At 69.6% G+C, this 16,683-nt stretch carries 11 protein-coding genes and 1 other annotated feature; of the genes, 6 read left to right on the top strand and 5 right to left on the bottom strand.

What is annotated here, in order from left to right; genetic code table 11:
• Positions 1-146 precede the first annotated feature (146 nt).
• Positions 147-746, top strand: a complete 600-nt coding sequence (locus A3CO_RS40075) for a histone-like nucleoid-structuring protein Lsr2 (protein ID WP_018333416.1) — start codon at positions 147-149, stop codon at positions 744-746.
• Positions 747-1,726: 980 nt separating this feature from the next.
• Here A3CO_RS40075 and A3CO_RS0116850 read toward each other — a convergent pair.
• From A3CO_RS0116850 to A3CO_RS38735, 3 genes are all read right to left on the bottom strand, one after another.
• Positions 1,727-6,622: a tetratricopeptide repeat protein gene (locus A3CO_RS0116850; RefSeq protein WP_157647660.1), complete on the bottom strand. Its 4,896-nt coding sequence runs from the start codon at positions 6,620-6,622 to the stop codon at positions 1,727-1,729.
• Between the two features lie 206 nt (positions 6,623-6,828).
• Entirely contained in the window at positions 6,829-8,238 is a 1,410-nt protein-coding gene (locus A3CO_RS0116845) for a lipase/acyltransferase domain-containing protein (protein ID WP_033414580.1), read from the bottom strand.
• Positions 8,239-9,106: 868 nt separating this feature from the next.
• Positions 9,107-10,135 (bottom strand): tyrosine-type recombinase/integrase, encoded by a 1,029-nt coding sequence (locus tag A3CO_RS38735; protein WP_169510959.1) that lies wholly within the window; start codon positions 10,133-10,135, stop codon positions 9,107-9,109.
• A gap of 693 nt (positions 10,136-10,828) precedes the next feature.
• Here A3CO_RS38735 and A3CO_RS40070 point away from each other — a divergent pair.
• Entirely contained in the window at positions 10,829-10,957 is a 129-nt protein-coding gene (locus A3CO_RS40070) for a hypothetical protein (RefSeq protein ID WP_018333413.1), read from the top strand.
• A gap of 150 nt (positions 10,958-11,107) precedes the next feature.
• On the opposite strand, the gene A3CO_RS0116830 is transcribed toward A3CO_RS40070, so the two are convergent.
• Both A3CO_RS0116830 and A3CO_RS0116825 read right to left on the bottom strand, forming a co-directional pair.
• Positions 11,108-11,518 carry a hypothetical protein gene (locus tag A3CO_RS0116830; RefSeq protein ID WP_018333412.1) on the bottom strand — a complete coding sequence of 137 codons (411 nt, stop codon included), beginning with the start codon at positions 11,516-11,518 and terminating at the stop codon, positions 11,108-11,110.
• A 351-nt stretch (positions 11,519-11,869) separates the two neighbouring features.
• Positions 11,870-12,280: a hypothetical protein gene (locus A3CO_RS0116825; RefSeq protein ID WP_018333411.1), complete on the bottom strand. Its 411-nt coding sequence runs from the start codon at positions 12,278-12,280 to the stop codon at positions 11,870-11,872.
• A 252-nt stretch (positions 12,281-12,532) separates the two neighbouring features.
• Between A3CO_RS0116825 and A3CO_RS0116820 the strand changes: the two genes are divergently transcribed.
• The 4 genes from A3CO_RS0116820 (at position 12,533) to A3CO_RS0116810 (ending at position 16,535) form a co-directional block, all read left to right on the top strand.
• Positions 12,533-13,603: a hypothetical protein gene (locus tag A3CO_RS0116820; RefSeq protein ID WP_018333410.1), complete on the top strand. Its 1,071-nt coding sequence runs from the start codon at positions 12,533-12,535 to the stop codon at positions 13,601-13,603.
• A gap of 739 nt (positions 13,604-14,342) precedes the next feature.
• Positions 14,343-14,822 (top strand): hypothetical protein, encoded by a 480-nt coding sequence (locus tag A3CO_RS38175; protein ID WP_157647658.1) that lies wholly within the window; start codon positions 14,343-14,345, stop codon positions 14,820-14,822.
• 3 nt (positions 14,823-14,825) lie between these two features.
• A complete protein-coding gene (locus tag A3CO_RS38170; protein WP_157647657.1) occupies positions 14,826-15,965 on the top strand; it encodes a hypothetical protein in 1,140 nt (379 codons plus the stop codon).
• Positions 15,966-16,208: 243 nt separating this feature from the next.
• Positions 16,209-16,535: a transposase gene (locus tag A3CO_RS0116810; RefSeq protein WP_026204695.1), complete on the top strand. Its 327-nt coding sequence runs from the start codon at positions 16,209-16,211 to the stop codon at positions 16,533-16,535.
• Positions 16,493-16,624: a sequence feature (AL1L pseudoknot), on the top strand. Its footprint overlaps the gene before it by 43 nt.
• The last annotated feature ends 59 nt before the right edge of the window (positions 16,625-16,683 follow it).

Genomic DNA, 16,683 nt, shown 5'->3' with positions numbered 1-16,683 from the left:
TCGGACGACAGGCACATATGCGTCACAGCGAGCCCATAGCCTCGAGTACCGCCGCTATCTGTTAAGAATGATGTGGCAATGCCGATGTCCTTCTCGGGACCTGGCGGGATCGGTCCGATGCCCACAATNAAGGAGCTCGANAGCCCATGGCTACCCGGACCACGGTGACGTTGGTNGANGACCTCGANGGCNGCACCGCCGACGAGACCGTCCCGTTCGGCCTCGACGGGGCCGACTACGAGATCGACCTCTCGTCCGATCACGCGAAAGAGCTGCGGACCGCGGTCGAGGGCTATGTGGCTGCGGCCCGTCGTACCGGCGGCCGTCGGTCGACGGGCACGAGCAGTCCCGCGCGGGCGCAGAAGCCAACGACCGGAGCGTCNCGCGANCGGAACCANGAGATCCGCGCCTGGGCCATCAGCAACGGAGCGGCGCTGGCCGAGCGGGGCCGGATCCCCGGCTACGTGGTCGAAGCGTTCGAAGCCGGCGACGCCTCGAAGCTGACCGACGGCGTAAGAGCCGNTGATGCGACCGCCGCGCCCGGGACGTCGCCGGTTGATACCGCCGAGCAGAGCACACCGGAGGACCGCGGCGAGGAGCCGCGCGGTCGCGACGGCCTGACCGCCTCTGAGCGCGAGACGATCCGGGAGTGGGCGGTCAACGAGGGCATCGAGGTCAAGTCCCGCGGCATCCTCAAGAAGGACCTCATCTCCAACTACGAGGCCTCGTCAGCCCGCCAGGCTTGAGCTCGTGCCGCCGGCGCCGACCTCGGTCGGCCGCCGGCGGCGCCGCGATAAGCCCACCTATTGCGGCATCGGAACCTGCCCTGGACGCTTTGCCACGAGGCGGTATGAAGCCCTTCTGGGTTCGGTGGAGGCTCCGATTCCAGCAGTAGGTAGCGATCACGCAGGCGCCGATGAAGTTTACGCGACGAGATGAGACGACGCGCGGACGGTGCAGAGGAAGGCGTGCCGATCCCCACTTTCGCTCTCTTCGCGCGGAAAGCCATCGCCATCGATGCCCAGACGTTTCAGCTATGAAAGGCGGGGACAGCCACTGAAACTCTCCGAACCAACCACCCCCTTTTAGATCATCAAGGATCCCGGTGGCTGTCGATGTAACGGAACCCTTTCGACTGTCGATAACTCTACAGGGGTGCGCGTTCAGGAGAGCGCAACCTTCACCCGCACCGGAATCTCATGGGGGACAGTTCGCGAGAGGGTGGAGTCAACGAGCGGTCCCGTGGTCTTAAAGGAGGTTCGTGCTGGACTCTCCGGAAGAGCCCCCAATGCCGCCCACAGCTCGTGCGGGCGCCGTTCCGCCAGGCCGAGACGACGGTCGGCTCGTCTGCTAGGGCGACCACACCCAGAGACTCGCGAGGGGACGCTCCTATGACGCGTCAAGGGGCTGGGTCGGTGTTGATTCGAGCTGGCGGTAGAGCTGGCGGGTGACGTAGCGGCTGAGACAGCGGCGGAAGGATTCAGGCGCCGTCAGCACGGTGCCGCGGCGCCGAGATGGGCACGGACGCGGGCCCTGCTGGGCGCAGATGCTGGCGCACCATCTGGCAGGCCGGATAATCGAGCGGGAGGCGGTAGCAGCCCTTCGCACCGACGTAACTGTACGGCTGAACTCACCTCAAGCTGTCAATCGCGGCCGCTTCCCCCGACCGGTCCTGCCAGGCGAGCAGGCCGTGTGATGACGTCGGGAGGTGCCGTCTCCGGGACCCTCAGGAGCCGGAGGGTCGGCTCAGGAACCGGAGTGACGGCAGCGCCCCCGGGCGGTGCGGTATGAGGTCCGCGAGCAGCGCAGTCCACGCTGTGACGCCTTGAGGGTCGATGTCCAGCGCCTCTTCGAGTAGCTGGGCACGGATGGGTTCATCCAAGGCCACGACGGCCAGGTAAATCCGGATCACGGCCGCGTCGGCGTCGGCGTCCACGCTGCAGGCGGCGGCGAGGGCCACCGCGCCGAGTACAGGAGCCGGGTGGTTACCCGCCGCGGTCCGCCGGAGCAGATCGTCGAACCCGGTCCCGTCGGCGATGGCATCGACGGTCTGCTCGAGGAGGTCGGTCGTGCCGGGATGGCTCGCGAGTGTGGCGAGACCGAGCGCGGTGCCCACCCGGTCGTCGTCGGGGCGCTGTCGGGCCGCGGCGGTGAGGGCGCCGATCAGCTCATGTTGGTCGGCCTCGGTGCGGACGTCAATAAGCAGACGCAACTGCTCGGCGGGGGAGGAAACGACGAGGGCAACGGACAGCTCCTGTGCGAGCGGAGCCCGGTACGCGGCATTGACTCCACGATCGCGAGCAGTCGCGCGTCGTGCACGCAGCGTCGTTGCTCTCGATGGCTCGACGAGGCGGAGCGCTTCGTCGACCGCCACGTCGGCCGCGGTGTCGACCAGCTCCGGGGAGGACGCGAGCTGGTCTCGTTCCGCGCCGAGCGTCGTGGCCTCCGCCCAGGCGCGAGCGGCGGTCAGGGTGTGCCGGTCGACGGTCATCCAGTCCGGTACCTCGTCGGCGCCCGCGGCCAGCCACGCGGCCTCGAACGCGCCGGACCTAGCGTCGTGATGGCGCCGGGCCTCCTCGTGGACGGCCGGCGCGAGGTCCGGTGCCGCCGCGAGCGCCGCCGCGAGCCACGCCGCGGCGGCCTCGGAGCCCGCGACGACGAGGGACGACCGGCTCACGGCCAGGAGCGCCCGGCCCCGTTGGGGAAGGGCGCGCTCCGCGGCCCGCCATGCTGCGTCGTCTCTCGTTGGTTCGCCAGCACGGTCGCCGTACTGGCCCTCGAGCGCGACAGCCCGTGCGAGCTCTGGGACGCCGCTGAGGTCCCGAGAGCTTAGCCCGCGGTGCAGACACGTCGCCTCTGTGATCGCGGCGAGGGCGTCGGGCCAGCACGCGCGTGCGGCGAGGCAGTGGCCGAGACCGACGAGGGCGCGAGCGAGTCCAAGCTCGCGTCGCGGGCCAACCTCAACGTCGCGCCGGCAAAGTCGGACCGCCTCTTCGCAGAAGGAGACCGCCAAGTCGTGCCGGTTTACAGCGCTGTGGCAGACCCCGAGCTCGACGAGAGCCCGCGCAAGTGCGTTCTCGAGCCGGGGGTCGTCCGTGGCGAGCGCACGGAGGAGCCCGACTGCTCGAGACAACGGCTGGATGGCGCCCGCCCTGTCGCCAAGGAGCGCCTCACAGGAACCGAGGCTCTGGAAGGCTCCGGCCAGCGTGGTGCGCCCGTCGGGCGCGTCCTGGTCCAGGCTTTCTGCGACGACCACGGCCTCTTCGAGAATGGGCCGGGCGTCGGTGGGCCTACGAAGCTCGATCAACCGGGCGCCGAGATCGGCCAGGGCGCGGGCCAGTGCCGTCCGCAGCACCGGCGCTCGTGCGGTGAGGCCGCGGAAGATCTCCGTGGCCTCGAACAGGGCCGCCGCCGCCTCGTGGAGAACACCGGCCGCCCGGCGACAAGCTGCCGAGTTGGCGAGCGCGCCCGCCATCTCGGCCCGTAAGTCGCGATCGCCGTCGGCGAGCGCCCGAAAGAGACCGATCGCTTCGTCGAGAGGGGCGCGCGCGTCGGTGCGGCGGCCGAGTGCGAGCAGGCACGCGCCGCGCGCGGCGAGGGCGCAGGCTAGGTCCGGACGCGGATCGCGGTCCGGTCCCATGCCCGGCCGCAACACGCCAACCGCTTCGTCGAGAGCGGCGAGTGCGTCGCTGTGCCGGTTTAGCACGGTCTCGCTGATGGCCAGCTCGACGAGGGCACGGGCCAGGTCGCAGTTCCGTTCGGGATCGTCGTCTTCTCTCTGCCGATAGGTCTCCACGGCAGCGCGGAGCGCGACAACGGCATCAGGGTGACGGCCCTGTGACCGATGGAAGATGCCAAGGTTGACGAAGGCCCCAGCGAGCGTCGGCCAGTGGGCCGGATGGTCCGCGACGAGCTGTTCGTAGACCGCGATGGCGTGTTCGGTCGCCCGCACCGCCTCGTCGTGCGCACCGAGCCGGTGATGGGAGGAGCCCTGGTTGTTGTACTGGTGACCCAGCGCCAGACGGTGCCTGGGGTTCTGCTCGACGAGACTCTCGAAGATCTCGACCGATTCTGAGAAGCACCTCAGCGCCACGTCCTGACGACCGACGTCCCCATAGCGCAGGCCGAGGTTCCCGAGGACGCCTCCGAGCTCGGCCCGGAAATCGTGCCCCTCCTCGACCAAGCGTCGGAAACGGCACTCCGCGCTGAGCGTCGCGACGAGGGCGTCAGACCGGCGGTGGACGGTGCTGTACTGGTTGCCGAGGCTGTCCAGCGCCCGGGCGCGGTCGGGCTGGAGGGCAGGATCGTCGGCGGCGAATCGCCGGTAGAGGGAGACCGCATCCTCAGCCGCCGCGAGCGCAGCGTCCCGATGGCCCAGCTCGCCGTGACGAGCACCGACCTGAGACAGCGCGTCCGCGAGCGAGAACCAGCGGTCATCGCTCTTTTCGGCGGCGCGCCGGTACAGCGTCACCGCTTCGTCGGTAGCGGCCAGTGCGTCGGCTCGACGGTTCAGGGCCCCCCGCACGGCCCCGAGAGCGATCAGAGCGTCGGCCAGCTCGGCGATCCGGTCGACGTCCTCCGGGGACTCCGCGAGGCGGTCGCGTCTGGAGAGGAGGGACTCCTCGATTGGTGCGAGCGCCTCGGTGTCCCGTCCCCAGAAAGCGAGACCGTTACCGGCTTCCAACGCGGCCGCGCCCAGCCCCCACCGTAGCTCCGGGCTGTGCTCGGCCAAGCGGGACATGGCGGACCGGCTGTCGGGCCAGGCCTCGGCTGCGTGGCGCCACACATAACGCCAGAGGTAGGCGGGTTCCATCGCGGCTAGCCCGCTGCCCAGCCGCCGCTCGTAGTGGTCCAACAGCGCCGCCGTGACCGGGATGGCGGCAGGGTCGAAGGGGACCTCGGCCCTCGGGACGAACGGGCGCAGGTGGTCGGCCAGGACCTGGTGAGCGAGCCGGTAAACCGCCACCCCGGCCTCGCCGTCTTGGACGACGTAGCGGCCGAGCTGGTCGAGCAGCCAACTGACGTGGTCCCGGTCGATCCGCACCCCAGTCGTGACGCTCGCCGTCACCATCCATTCGTCCTCGGGGAAGCCGGCCCCGAATGCCCACGTCAACGCCGTTAGCAGCCCCCGGGCCAAGCTTGCCGCGTCGGGCTGCTCCAATGTCTCTCGGGCGTCAGAGCGGTGTTTCTCGGGCGCCGACGTCACACCGAGGAGGTCGTGCTCGAACGCCGAGGCCACTGAGCTCGCAAGCAGATCGCGCCAGCCCGATCGATCAGTGTCGACCGGATGGGCGAGAAGCTGGTCGGTGAGCAGGCGCGCCAGCAGGAACGGGTGGTCGTGCCCTTCGGGCTCGGTTATGTACGCGGCGATCATCGACGCGTCCATCGCGGGCGAGAGCCCCGCCAAACGCGCCATGACGTACTGCCGGATCGCGACGCGTTCCTCGTCCCGGCATTCCTCGGTGTCTAGGTCGACGAGGTCGGCAGGCGCGAGTTCGTCGACCACGGTGGAGCCGGGGATGGCGCCGGGCGTCCGGCGGGTCGACACCAGAATCGTAGCGTAGCGACCAAGACGCCTAAGTAGGTCGACGAGGCCGGGCAGGTCGCCCCGGCTCTCGTCGAGCCCATCGACCACGAGCACCGGAATTCTCGCAGTACTGGTCGCTCGCCGGTGCAGGGCGCCGAGCAGCTCGTACTGGTTGCGCCGCGACTCGCTCGCGGGCAGGACAAGCGACCCGCGCGTGAGCTGGGCATCGAGCTCGGCGGCCAGCCGGTCAGCGTCCAGGCCGCGAGCGTGGACGTGGGCATGCACCGACCCGACGCCCGGGTCGGTGCGGTCTCGTCCCGCCTCCTCGTCAGCGCGGTCGACACCGAGCCGGTCGCGCTCTACGGGATTCGACAGCGACACCACCCGGCCGAGCACCGCCGACTTACCGATGCCCGCCGAGCCGGTGATGATGAAAACGCCGACCCGGCCGGCGCGCATCCACGCGACGACGCGCTCGATCGTGCGTTCGCGTCCCGTGAAGAACGATGGGCCCTCGCCGCTCGGCGTGCCGCCGCGTGCCGCCTGCAACAGATGCTCTACGACCTGCACCGGGCCGCCCGCCTGGTAGAGCGGGTTGGGCAGCATGAACCACGCGCTGCCGTCTGACCTGTACTGCGGACGGTAATCGCCCTGGTCCCACTCCTTCACCACCGCGTCACACAGGTCATCGCCGCGGATCAGCTCGTTGTGCACCGACCACCGCCGCCGCAAGTCCGCATCCTGCGGGCCGTGCGTGAGCAGCGAGATCAGCAGCTCGCCCAAGTACTTGTCCCTCGCGGTGTCGTGCGCCGAGCACGCCGCGAGCAACCCGATCCACCGGTGCGGCGCCATCGGCGGCGACTCCTGCCACAGGCTCTCGGCCACGTCCAGAGCGCCGGCGGCCTCGCCGGAGAAGCACGTGTCGATGATCAGGAGAAGCTGGCCGGCTCCGGATCCGGCCAGGGAGCGCACCACCTCACGCACGCCGATCCGGCTGTCGTCTGGGCCGCTGTCGGCGGCGAACAGGCGCAGGTCCCCGCCCGACGGCCGGGCGTGTCCGCTCCAGACGAACACCAGCGGTGCGCCGTCAGGCACGCTGCCCCGCACCGACCAGAGAAACTCGGCCGCCGGACCCTCGTCCGGATCGAGCAGCGGCTCGCCCGGCAGCCGGACGAGCCGGTGCAGCTCCTCGACCTCGTCGGTGGCGGTCGGGAGCGTGGGGTGGTGGGCGTAGCGACTGATCCCGACACCGACGAAGCGACCTCCCTGGGCGGAAATCCCGTCTCCTCTGCGCCGGATCGTTACGGACGATTCCGCGGCCAGACCACCAGGGCGGCGGTCACGGACCCGACCCCCGGGGCGGGTGCGGTGCCGGACACGGTCAGGCGGTACGCCCCCGGTTCCAACGCCGTCACCGTACTTGTGATTCGCCCCTCCACGGCCCGCGGGCTCCGTGCATCGACGACCCGCCCGGCCTCGTTCGTGATCGTGAGTCGGATCGGGCGTCGTATGTCGCCGTCCAGATCGACGACCACGGGGACGGGTTCGTCCTGCAGGACCATCTCCGGCAGCCGCAACCGCGGGCTGGTGGCCGGCGGAGCGTCCTTGCGGACGACGTCGCGAGCCTCGATGGCGCCCTGAACGGCATCGAGTGCGGCCGTGTTGGCCTGGAGGTTGTCGTGCATCTCGATGACGTGGTGGGCAACGTTCGTCGAGAGCGGGGCTCCGGTGGGCACCGCACCGGCAGCCGGCACCGTGCCGTCGCCAAAGTCCTGGTCCGGTGGTCCGCTCTCGGCGGCGCGGTACGTCTCTAGGCCCTCGACCGTGTCACCGATGATTCGCACCGTGGTGACGGTGGGCTGGCGAGCACCGACGATTGCGTGCAGCTGGTCGAGGCCGCCCGCTCGAGCGGCCGCGCGCCGGTCGATCTCGTCGTGGAAGGCCGCTCCATCCCGGACCATCGCGCCGTTGAGCAGCGGCAAGGACGTCTCGGCCAAAGAAAGCAGCGGGCCGGTTCCGTTGTCGAGGAAGCCGTAACTGGGCAAGAGCTGGTGCAGCGACGGGAGGCTGCGCGCGAAGCCGGTCAGGTCGATCCCGAGCGGACCGAGACCCTTCCGAACTCCATTCACCAACTGCACAGCCGCTTTTGCTGCGCCGCGAAACGGGGTGCCGAGCGTGATGAGCCTGCGTGTATAGTCCGCCCCTCCGTGCTCGATGTAGTGGCGTGCGATGAGCCCGCCCATCGAATGGCAGACGAACACCAACCGTGCGTTCGCGTTCTCGCCGTCGCCGTGGTCCCGCCACCGCTCCAGGGCCACCTCGACGACCGTGCGAAGGCGAGCGCTGTTATAGCGGTTGGACAGACGCCAATCGTAGGGAAAGGGCACGAGGTTGCCCGGTGGTGCCTCAGCGTCCGCACCCGCCTCGCGATAACCCATGTTATGGAGCCGGCGAAGGAGCGAGCTGTACCCGGTGACCGGCGTCCAGATTCCCGGTAGGGCGTGCAGCGTCGGCATCAACCCCTTGGGCTCGACGTCGTCCCCCGGATGGTCGTCGCCCACGCCATCCGGAAGGGTCAACGCCTTGACGTGTCGACCGAACGTCCGTACGCCCTCGAGCACCGTCCCAGGCGAGCTGCTCCAAACCAGCCGGTCGCCCGCGCGCAACGTCGACCCCATGATGCCCGGTACTACCACCACAACATCGCCCACCGATGCGTTCCCTTCTCCGTCGCGGCCACCGACTCGGAGCCCCGCGACCGCGGAAGAGACCCCGGAACTCAACGAGCCGCGCAACGCACGAACCGTTCATGGCGTCGGCCTCGTGCAACGGTGCACTGGCCTCATGCAATGGTGCACCCGTCCCCAATCGGCCACCCGCGACCGTTCCCCCATCGGCGGTCGGCGCCCGAGGGCTGGGTACCTCACCAGAAGGCCGGCCCCGAGAGCGCGCGCATCGCGATGACTCCCGCGCGGCCAGGTCACGCTCGGCCGTGCGCCTCGCCCACGCTCGCATCGCAGATGCCAGCGGAGGGCCGCCGGGACAGCTCGAGCTGCGTGCCCCACTGGCCAGTTCGTCGGCCGGTGATGAGAAGTCCCGCCTTGTGGGGCACGGCAATCGACGCCCCTTCTCAGGTCGGACGAGTGCGAAGACGGGGGAGCGTCCGGTTGCTCGCCGACGGCACGGACCGTGTGGCGGGCCAGCTCGCTGGCCAGGCCCAGGCCCTACACCCGGGGATCGAACCGGTTGTAGAGGTTGAGCCGCCCGTCGGCGGTCGGTCGCGACCCGCCGCCACCAATTTCCACAACCTAAGCGGGGCGCCCACCCGGGACGACAGCGGTGCGATCGTCGACGTCCGGAGCACGCAGGCACAGGCGATCGGTGCGCGCGGCCGGTACGACCGGGTGGGCCACCGCGTGGCGTCCGGCAGGCCAGGCGCGTCGCCGCTGCCGGCGGCTCGCCGCTGCCGGCGGGTCTACCCGCTACTCGCGGGAGGGCGGGCGGCTAGGGCCGCCTGGTCGTGGACTTCAGGTGCGCGGACCGCGTTCGGGACGACACATTGCCGACTCGGGGTCGGCGTCAGCAGGGCGAGGGCGCGGCGGCGGCCAAGTGGGCGCCGACGGCGTAAGCGGGGTGGCGGTCGAGGGGGCCGCGGGCCTCGTCGTAGGCGCGGGTGGTGGCTGAATCGGCGTGCCCGGCGGCGTCCTGGACGTCGCGCAGGCTGGCGCCGGCGTCGAGGGCGAGGGTGATGAAGGCGTGGCGCAGCGCATGCGGGGACACCCGGTCGGGCTCGGCGAGCCCGGCGGCGTAGGCGAGGCGGCGAACCAGCCGCCACGCCCCCGGTTGGTCGAGGCGCCCCCCGGTGGCGGTCGCGAACAGCGGCCCGGACGTCACGCCTGAACGCCCGCCAGACATGAGGTCCGCGGCGGGCTCTGCATTCGGCTCCTCCCCTGCGGCATCGGGTGCCGGGCTAACGGGGTCAACGCGGGCAACGCGGGCAACGCGGGCAACGCGGGCAACGCGGGCAACGCGGGCAACGCGGGCAACGAGCATGATGTGCAGTGCTCGCACGACGGGGGCGGGCAGCACCGTGATCGCGTCCCGGCCGCCTTCGCGTTCGAGGTCGAGGACCTCGTGTCCAGCCTCGTGGCGCCAGTGGGAGATATCGCGGGAGAGCGCTTCGTCGATCCGCAGCCCGGTGTGTACCAGCAGCGACATCAGTGCCGCCGAGCGCGGTGAGTCGTGCTCGGCGGCGGTGAGTAGGGCAGTGACCTCGTCGCGGGTCGGGCCGAGTGGTGGGTGGTCGGCGCCGGTCCGGGGTCGGGCGAGGTGGGCGGCGGGGGAGTGCTGCCATCCCAGCTGGTCGGCGGCGTAGCGGTAGAGCCCGGTCACGACCGCGAGCCGCCGCGCTCGGGAGGCGGGGGAGAGGGGCTTGCCGGTCTTCTCCGAGGGAACGAGCTCGAGGGTCCGGGCGTAGCGGTCCAGATCTGCCCGTCCGACCCGTCCCGGCGCGAGTCCGACCTGCACGCACCAGCCCAGGTAGTGCTGCAGGTCCCCCACGTAGGCCCGGCGGGTGTGCGGCGAGCGCTGCGCGAGCACGAATCCCACGGCCCACTCCCGCACCCCCACCCACCCCGGCCCCGCTGACCCAGCCGCTGATGTGGAGGAGGAGGTGGAGGGCTGGCCGTCGAAGACCGGGTCGCGCGAAAGCACCGCCGGCAGCGCCTCCAGCTCGGCACCCACTTTGCGGCGGTCACCGCCGATGGCGCCGGCCTCGGGATCGCCGCTCCGGAGGCCGCCTCCGAGCGGCCCGCCACCGCGGACCCGGCGGATCGGCCCTCCGCCGGGGCGCCCCTGGGCGCGGCGGCACGGGCGGCGGCGCTCGAGCCGGCCGCGCCGCCACCGGACGATTCCGAGCCGGCGCGACGGTCCCGGCGGCGCCGACTGACTCTGCCCCGCCCACCCCGCCCCGTCGACCCCGCCGCCGTCTCCGCCGACCCCGCTACCCGGGCCGACGCCGCCGCCGCAGGAGCCCGCATTAACGGCGGGCTCGGTACGGGCGCGGCCCGATCCCCGGTCCCCGCCGACCCCGACGGCGCTCGATCGCCGGGCGCCACCATCGCCGGGTCCGCGATCGAGCGGCCCGCGGACGGTGACGCCGGAGGCACGGCCCCGGGCGACCACTTCGGACCCGAGGGGGCCGGGGCGGGCCCGCCCCCGACGGCGTCTGACGCGGCGCTGGCCGCCGCCGCCGAGCGGGCGGGCGCCGCCCGCCGCGAGCTCGAGGCCGCCGAGCAGGCTTTGGCGGCCGCGGTCGAGGTGGCCCGCGAGGCCGGCGCGAGCTGGCGCACCGTCGCCCGGCGCACCGGGGTGTCGCACCGCGAGGCGGCCGCCCGTTGGGGCGACCCGTCCGGCGGGCCCTCGCTGTAGCCCTGCGGTGACGCCCCGCGCCGCGGCGGGTGAGCCGCGCCTGCCCGCGGACTGACCGCGGGTGGAAGCTCGTCTCCGAGCGGAACGACTTCCGCGCCCGCCGTCGCAGCCCACCCCGGCGCGGTCAACCGGGGACGTGGCCCCCCGTGATCAGTGCATGCGTCCCGGCCAGTGACCCACCTCCGCGGCGCCGGCGTCGCCGAGTCGCAAGACCTGGGAGACGCTGAACGCGGTGACCAGCACGCCGACCACGACCGCCACCCACAGTGGCCAATGATGATGGATCGTGATCAGGTGTATCGACGTTTCCAGGACGGCGCCGCTATAGATCGTGAGCGGGATCCCCGCCGCCGGGTTGCCCGCAAGGACGAGGGCCTGGATCACGAGGTAAAGGACTCCCAGGACCGGCGCCGCGATGACGACGGTGCCGAGGAACAGGAACCAGAGTCCTTGACTCGACAGCGTGATGATCCCGAAGGCGAACAGTCCGCCCAGCCCCAGGCACAGCGCAAACCCAACCACCGCGCTCGCGACCACTACCGCGGCCTTGAGGAACCTCATCGCCTTACTCCCTCCGTGCGCGTGCCGTGCCGCCCCGGGGGGACTTCGCGCAGCATGAGCGGACTGCCCCTCGTCGATACAGGATGATTTGTCTTGAGTTGCAGCGTCTCGGTCCGTTCTTGGTCACGCAGGAAGGTGGCTCTCGCGCCCAGCGAAGCCCCCCGTCCACCGCGACCTCACACCCGCAAGGTCTCGCCGCCGAGTGGCGTCAAGCCGGGGGTTCACGGGGCGACAGCAGGCGACGGCCTCGCCGACCCTCTCGAGGTGTGCCCGCCGCTCCCAGCACTACCGCGACGGGTTCCAGGCCGTGAAGTGGCTACCGTCGCGGTCGTTGCCGGGTGGGGCGACCTCTCAGGCGAATTCGTAGCCGCCGTACTTCGCTGAGGTGCCCGTGGGGCAGAGGCGGTAGGAAATGTAGCCGCGATGGGTGTAGGGCCCGTCGTAGCGACGGCTGTCGCTGCACACGACCCACGCCCGGTAGGACCGGGTCTCGGGCGAGTTCTTGGGGCAGCCATACCCCGCGCCGCGGGCCTGCCCGTTGACGTAGACGTGGTAGTAGGTGCAGCCGTTCGAGGTGGCGACGTCTGCGCTGCGGCCAAGGTCGACGCCGCTGGGTTGGTCGTAGGACGTAACCCCGCCGTCGGCGGCCAGCGCCGGGGTGGCGAGGGCGAGCGCGGCGCCGGCGGCGAGAGCCGTGGTCGCCAGGGCGCGCCCGGCGACTGAGGTAAACCGTCGGGCGCTGGTCGATGAGGTCGTGTTCACGTGACTCCTTGGTGGGTGCCTTGGCCTGATGCGGCCCGGACTCGCAACCCGGCTACGGCGCGTCGAGACGTCGACCGCGCCGTTCCGCTCGGGCTGCTCGACCGTGCTCGGCGCGGAGCGCGGAAGACAATGGGCCGCTGTTCCACAGGGGCGCGCCCGGAACGTTCCGCCGTTCCGAGCTGCGATGATGGGACCCCCGGCAGCACCGGGGCGGGTGAGGAGTCGGGCGGGTACGGAAGGGGGGCCGGCGGCGTGGATGCCTTCGGGGCGGACGAGAGCCCCCGCGCGGATCGCGACGCCGCCGCTCCACCAGGACCCGGGGGCCGGGGGCGCCGCGGCGCGTGGGCATCGCTAGACCTGGCCGGCTTACCGGCTACCCGCGCGTTCACCGAGGCACTGCGCGACGCCTGCGACGCCGCGGATCGGCCCTCCTTCCGCCAGCTCCGGGACCGCAGCATCCAGGCGCGCACGACCGTGCTCGCCGCCGCGACGCTGAACCGCATGCTCACCCCGAAGATCGCTGACCCGACCATGCGCAAGCTGCCCGATTGGGCGTACTACGAGGCCCTGCTGCGCGTGCTGCACCTCGAACCCGGCGAATATCGCGGTCAGTGGGAGGAAGCCCAGGAGGAGTGGAGTCGCCGGCCTGCGCCGGCCCGTGAGACCCCAGACGAGGTTCCCAGCCAGCCCGCCGAGGAGACCCTGCGGGCCCAGCCCCAGACAGAGGAGGCGGTAGCTCCCTCGCCGCGCGGTCGCCTCCGCCGTTGGCTTCTCGCGGGTGCCGTCCTGGCCGTCGTTGTGGCAGCGTTATCGGTCGCCTTGATCTGGCCGGGGTCCAAGGACAGCGGGCAGTGCCGCAGCGACGACAGCACCTTCTCGCGGACGTATCAGGCGAATATCGTCTACAACGGGAATGGATATCTGCATTGCGGGTATTCGACACCATACAGTTGGATGCACGCGGTGACCAACCTCGATATCCGCGGCGCCGACAATGCGGGCGGCTACAAGACCCTCGAAGTCCTCGACACCTCGACCGACATGGACCTCCTCGCGCGCTTCCACACCTGCACCACCCCGGACCCGTCGGGCCGGTGTCCCGTCACCGTGTCGGTGGTACACCAGGGCAATCATCAACCGTGGGGCGCCGAGACCTCGTCCCGTAACTGCGATGCCACCGTGCCCACCCCGAGTGCGATCGAACCGGAGTACGCAGGATGGACGCGTTACCTGGCAGACGTCGGCGAAGTCGAGCGCGGAACCCTGAAGCGAGCAATTCTTACGGCCAACTCCGACAGCGCGCGCAACGAGAGATGCGGCTGAGCGCACGAGGACCTGGAGCCTGACCCGCTTCGGAGTGTCTGCTACTGGAATCTGGCGGGAATCATTTGAGGACCGCCCGAGGCCGTAGTCCGGGTTGGCGTTGTGTCGGCGCTCGTAGCAAGACAGGTCCGCCTGCGGTGCCAGCGGGCGAGGTCGCTGTGAGCGAGGCGTCGCAGGTGTGGTCGTAGCGGCGGGTCTACCGCAGCTCCGCCGGGAAACCACCCCAGCAAAGTGACGCGGAGCCGGATGACGACGGAGCCGCGCAAGCGTGAGTTTGGCCAGGTATGGCGCGCCGAGGGGCCACGGACGTAGCCGCCGCTCGGTTCGGGGCGGCAGTTGAGGTCGAGGGGGCCGTGCCGCATGAGGCGACCGAGCCTACCGGGCGAAGGCCGAGATCAAGGCCCCGAAGACGCGCTCGCCGCCGCGGTTACGGCCGCCCGCGGCAGAGGCGCGAGTTGGCGCACCATTGCCCGGCACACAGACGCCCACAACCGCACCTTCGCCGGCTGGCTCGCCTCTGACACCCGTCCGGCGTATGACCACCGGTGACACACGGCTATGGAAACCGGCGCTCGGGCTCTGCCAGGGCTTAAGCTCAGCGGCTTCGCGATCATCATCGGGTCCCACTTAGGCATGACCACTCGGCTCCTCCGCGACTTGGCGGTGCGCCGACACTCCGGGCGGCCGCACCTTGCGAGTCCAAGGACTTTTGTGTATTTCTATAGTGTAATATAGCCTAATGAACCGTCGCGAGCATCCCGAAACTCAAGAAACGGTGGACGTTGACGCTGAAGAGATGCGCTTCCTAGAAATCAATGCCCCTCGCTATGGGGTCACAGTTCGTCGTTTAGATGCGCGCGGCATTGACGTGCTGCAATACGCGATGGTATCAATCGCTGGGTCGACTGTGGCGGTCTCCACGCTCCTTCGCTTGCTAAATGAATTTCGCGGCGGCCAAGTCATTGACATGCAGGCGCCCGCCTCGAGGAGAGTCTATCGATCGAGATCTCTCGAATATGGGTTGGTTGCCATAATCGCGAAGGACGGCACAGTTACACTCAGCGCATCTTCTAAGCGAGGAGGCATCGAGCAAGTCCTCGCCCTCTTAGCCGCCCTCAAAGCCACACATGGCGCCGATCTACCGGTTTCAACAATTAAAGCAGCGCTTGCTACGACTGCTGGCGAAGCAGATGCACCTCCGTCAGAGGATCGGGGATAGCCCGTGGCAGACGATTTTGTCGACGGTGAGAGTTCTCTTCGGGAATTCATACAAACGCTTCGTGCAAAATACTACCGAGACATAGATCTCGACCTGCTCGTTCGTAATGAACAGGTGGCGATCGACGCGGCGCTCGCGGACATGACCGCCGCGGGTTTGCCTGTAGATCATCTCAAGTTCGAGCGCGACCCTTCGGAGCCGACTCGACATTTTGCTGAGGCTGCGACTCTCGGCCTGATTTTTGCGAGAATCGAAGCAGCTCGCGGGCGGATAACACTGCCGCCGGCGCCGCAATACGCCATGGTACCAATCGGGCAGTTGACGGCCATGGCTGTGCGCCCACCTGGTAGCACTGGCGAGTTCGCCGTCCTGTTCGACGTAAGCTTGATCGCACTGCACTGGCAGCTTGCAAGGCTGGCCGTGGCGTGTGCGGGCTGCTATTTCGACGAATCGGGGTGTCTAGCATTTGCGCGGACACCAGCAGGCGGCAGCCGCGAGGACTTCGCGGCGTGGCTCCACTCCGCCCTGCTTGTCTTTCTGCAAGAAGAATCCACAAGCAAGATACGAGAGATACCTATCGACGCCTCTGCACATACCTTCCTGGCCGCATATATTGTGGCTGGCATGCATACCTTTGTCGTAGGTCATGAGTACGGGCATGCAGCGATGGGTCACTTCGAGGACCCTCCCCGCCTCGTCTCGGAGGAAGTCAACGGTATTGAGGTAACGGCAATCCAACATGCCTGGCGGCAAGAACTCGAGGCTGACCAGTATGGCCTAGTGCTGTGCTCACAAGTAGTCGGCATGGCCCCGAATCCAATCGCTGAGAGCCTCTACAACGTAGTTGGCGGAGAACTGGCCCTTATCCTTTTCGACATGGTCGACCGAGGAGCGTCACTTCTCACAACAGGAGAAGAAGAAACCCGCTCCCTTGGTACGCACCCGCCTGCAAGTGTGAGAAGAAAGCTCTACAAGAACACTCTAGGTCAAATGGGAGTATCGGAGTCAGGTGCGTACAGCCAAATCGTTGGCCAGCTCGACTCGAGCCTCTACTCACTGTGGCCAGCGGTGAGTCGACGCTTGCGGGCGGACTTTAGAAATGGTGAACGAGTGTCGTCACGTTGGCGAGTAGTCGTGACTTAGTACGAGGAGTGGGGCGGTCGGAGCGGGGCCGCACCTGGGACGGGTGCCCGAGGACTGCTAGACCGTGACGCGGCCGGACGCGCCACCGAGCGCCACAGCCCGCGATCCGCCGGCCCGAGCTGCGCCCCCAACGGACGTCCCGGCCGGACAAGGCCCGAGCCCCCTAGGGCGTGTCTCTTACTAGGGCCGTGTGAAGCGCCCCGGCTGTGGTGGAGGCTCTGATCCCACGGGAAGGTGGGGGTCGTGCCGGCGCCGAGGAAGTTCACTGAGGAGATGCGGGAGCGGGCGAAGCGGATGGTCCGCGAGGCCCGCCAGCAGGAGCCGGGGTTGTCGGTCAACGCGGCGTGCAAGCGGATCGGGCCGCAGCTCGGTATCACCCCGGACACCCTGCGGGGCTGGTTCCGCCAAGCCCAGGTCGACGACGGCGAGGCCCCGGGGACGACGACCACGGAGTCCGAGGAGATCAGGCGGCTGCGCCGGGAGAACGCCGAGCTCCGCCGGGCGAACGAGATCCTCAAGACCGCCTCGGCGTTTTTCGCGGCGGCGGAGCTCGACCGCCATATCCGCTGATCGTCGCCTACATCGACCAGCACAAGCACCGCTTCGGGGTCGAGCCGATCTGCCGTGTCCTGACCAGCGAGGACATCCAGGTCGCCCCGTCGGGCTACTACGCCCACAAAGCGCGCCTGCCCTCCCGTCGAGCCCTCTCGGACGCCGC

Source organism: Actinomycetospora chiangmaiensis DSM 45062, assembly GCF_000379625.1.
In the GTDB taxonomy this organism is placed as follows: Bacteria; Actinomycetota; Actinomycetes; order Mycobacteriales; family Pseudonocardiaceae; genus Actinomycetospora; species Actinomycetospora chiangmaiensis.
The sequence above is the reverse complement of the archived record's forward strand: the minus strand, read 5'-3'. Positions and strand labels throughout refer to the sequence as shown.

Coding starts and splice junctions, on each gene's coding strand:
- A3CO_RS0116830 (WP_018333412.1), bottom strand. CDS start 11,518: ATGAGGTTCCTCAAGGCCGCGGTAGTGGTCGCGAGCGCGGTGGTTGGG.
- A3CO_RS38175 (WP_157647658.1), top strand. CDS start 14,343: ATGAACCGTCGCGAGCATCCCGAAACTCAAGAAACGGTGGACGTTGAC.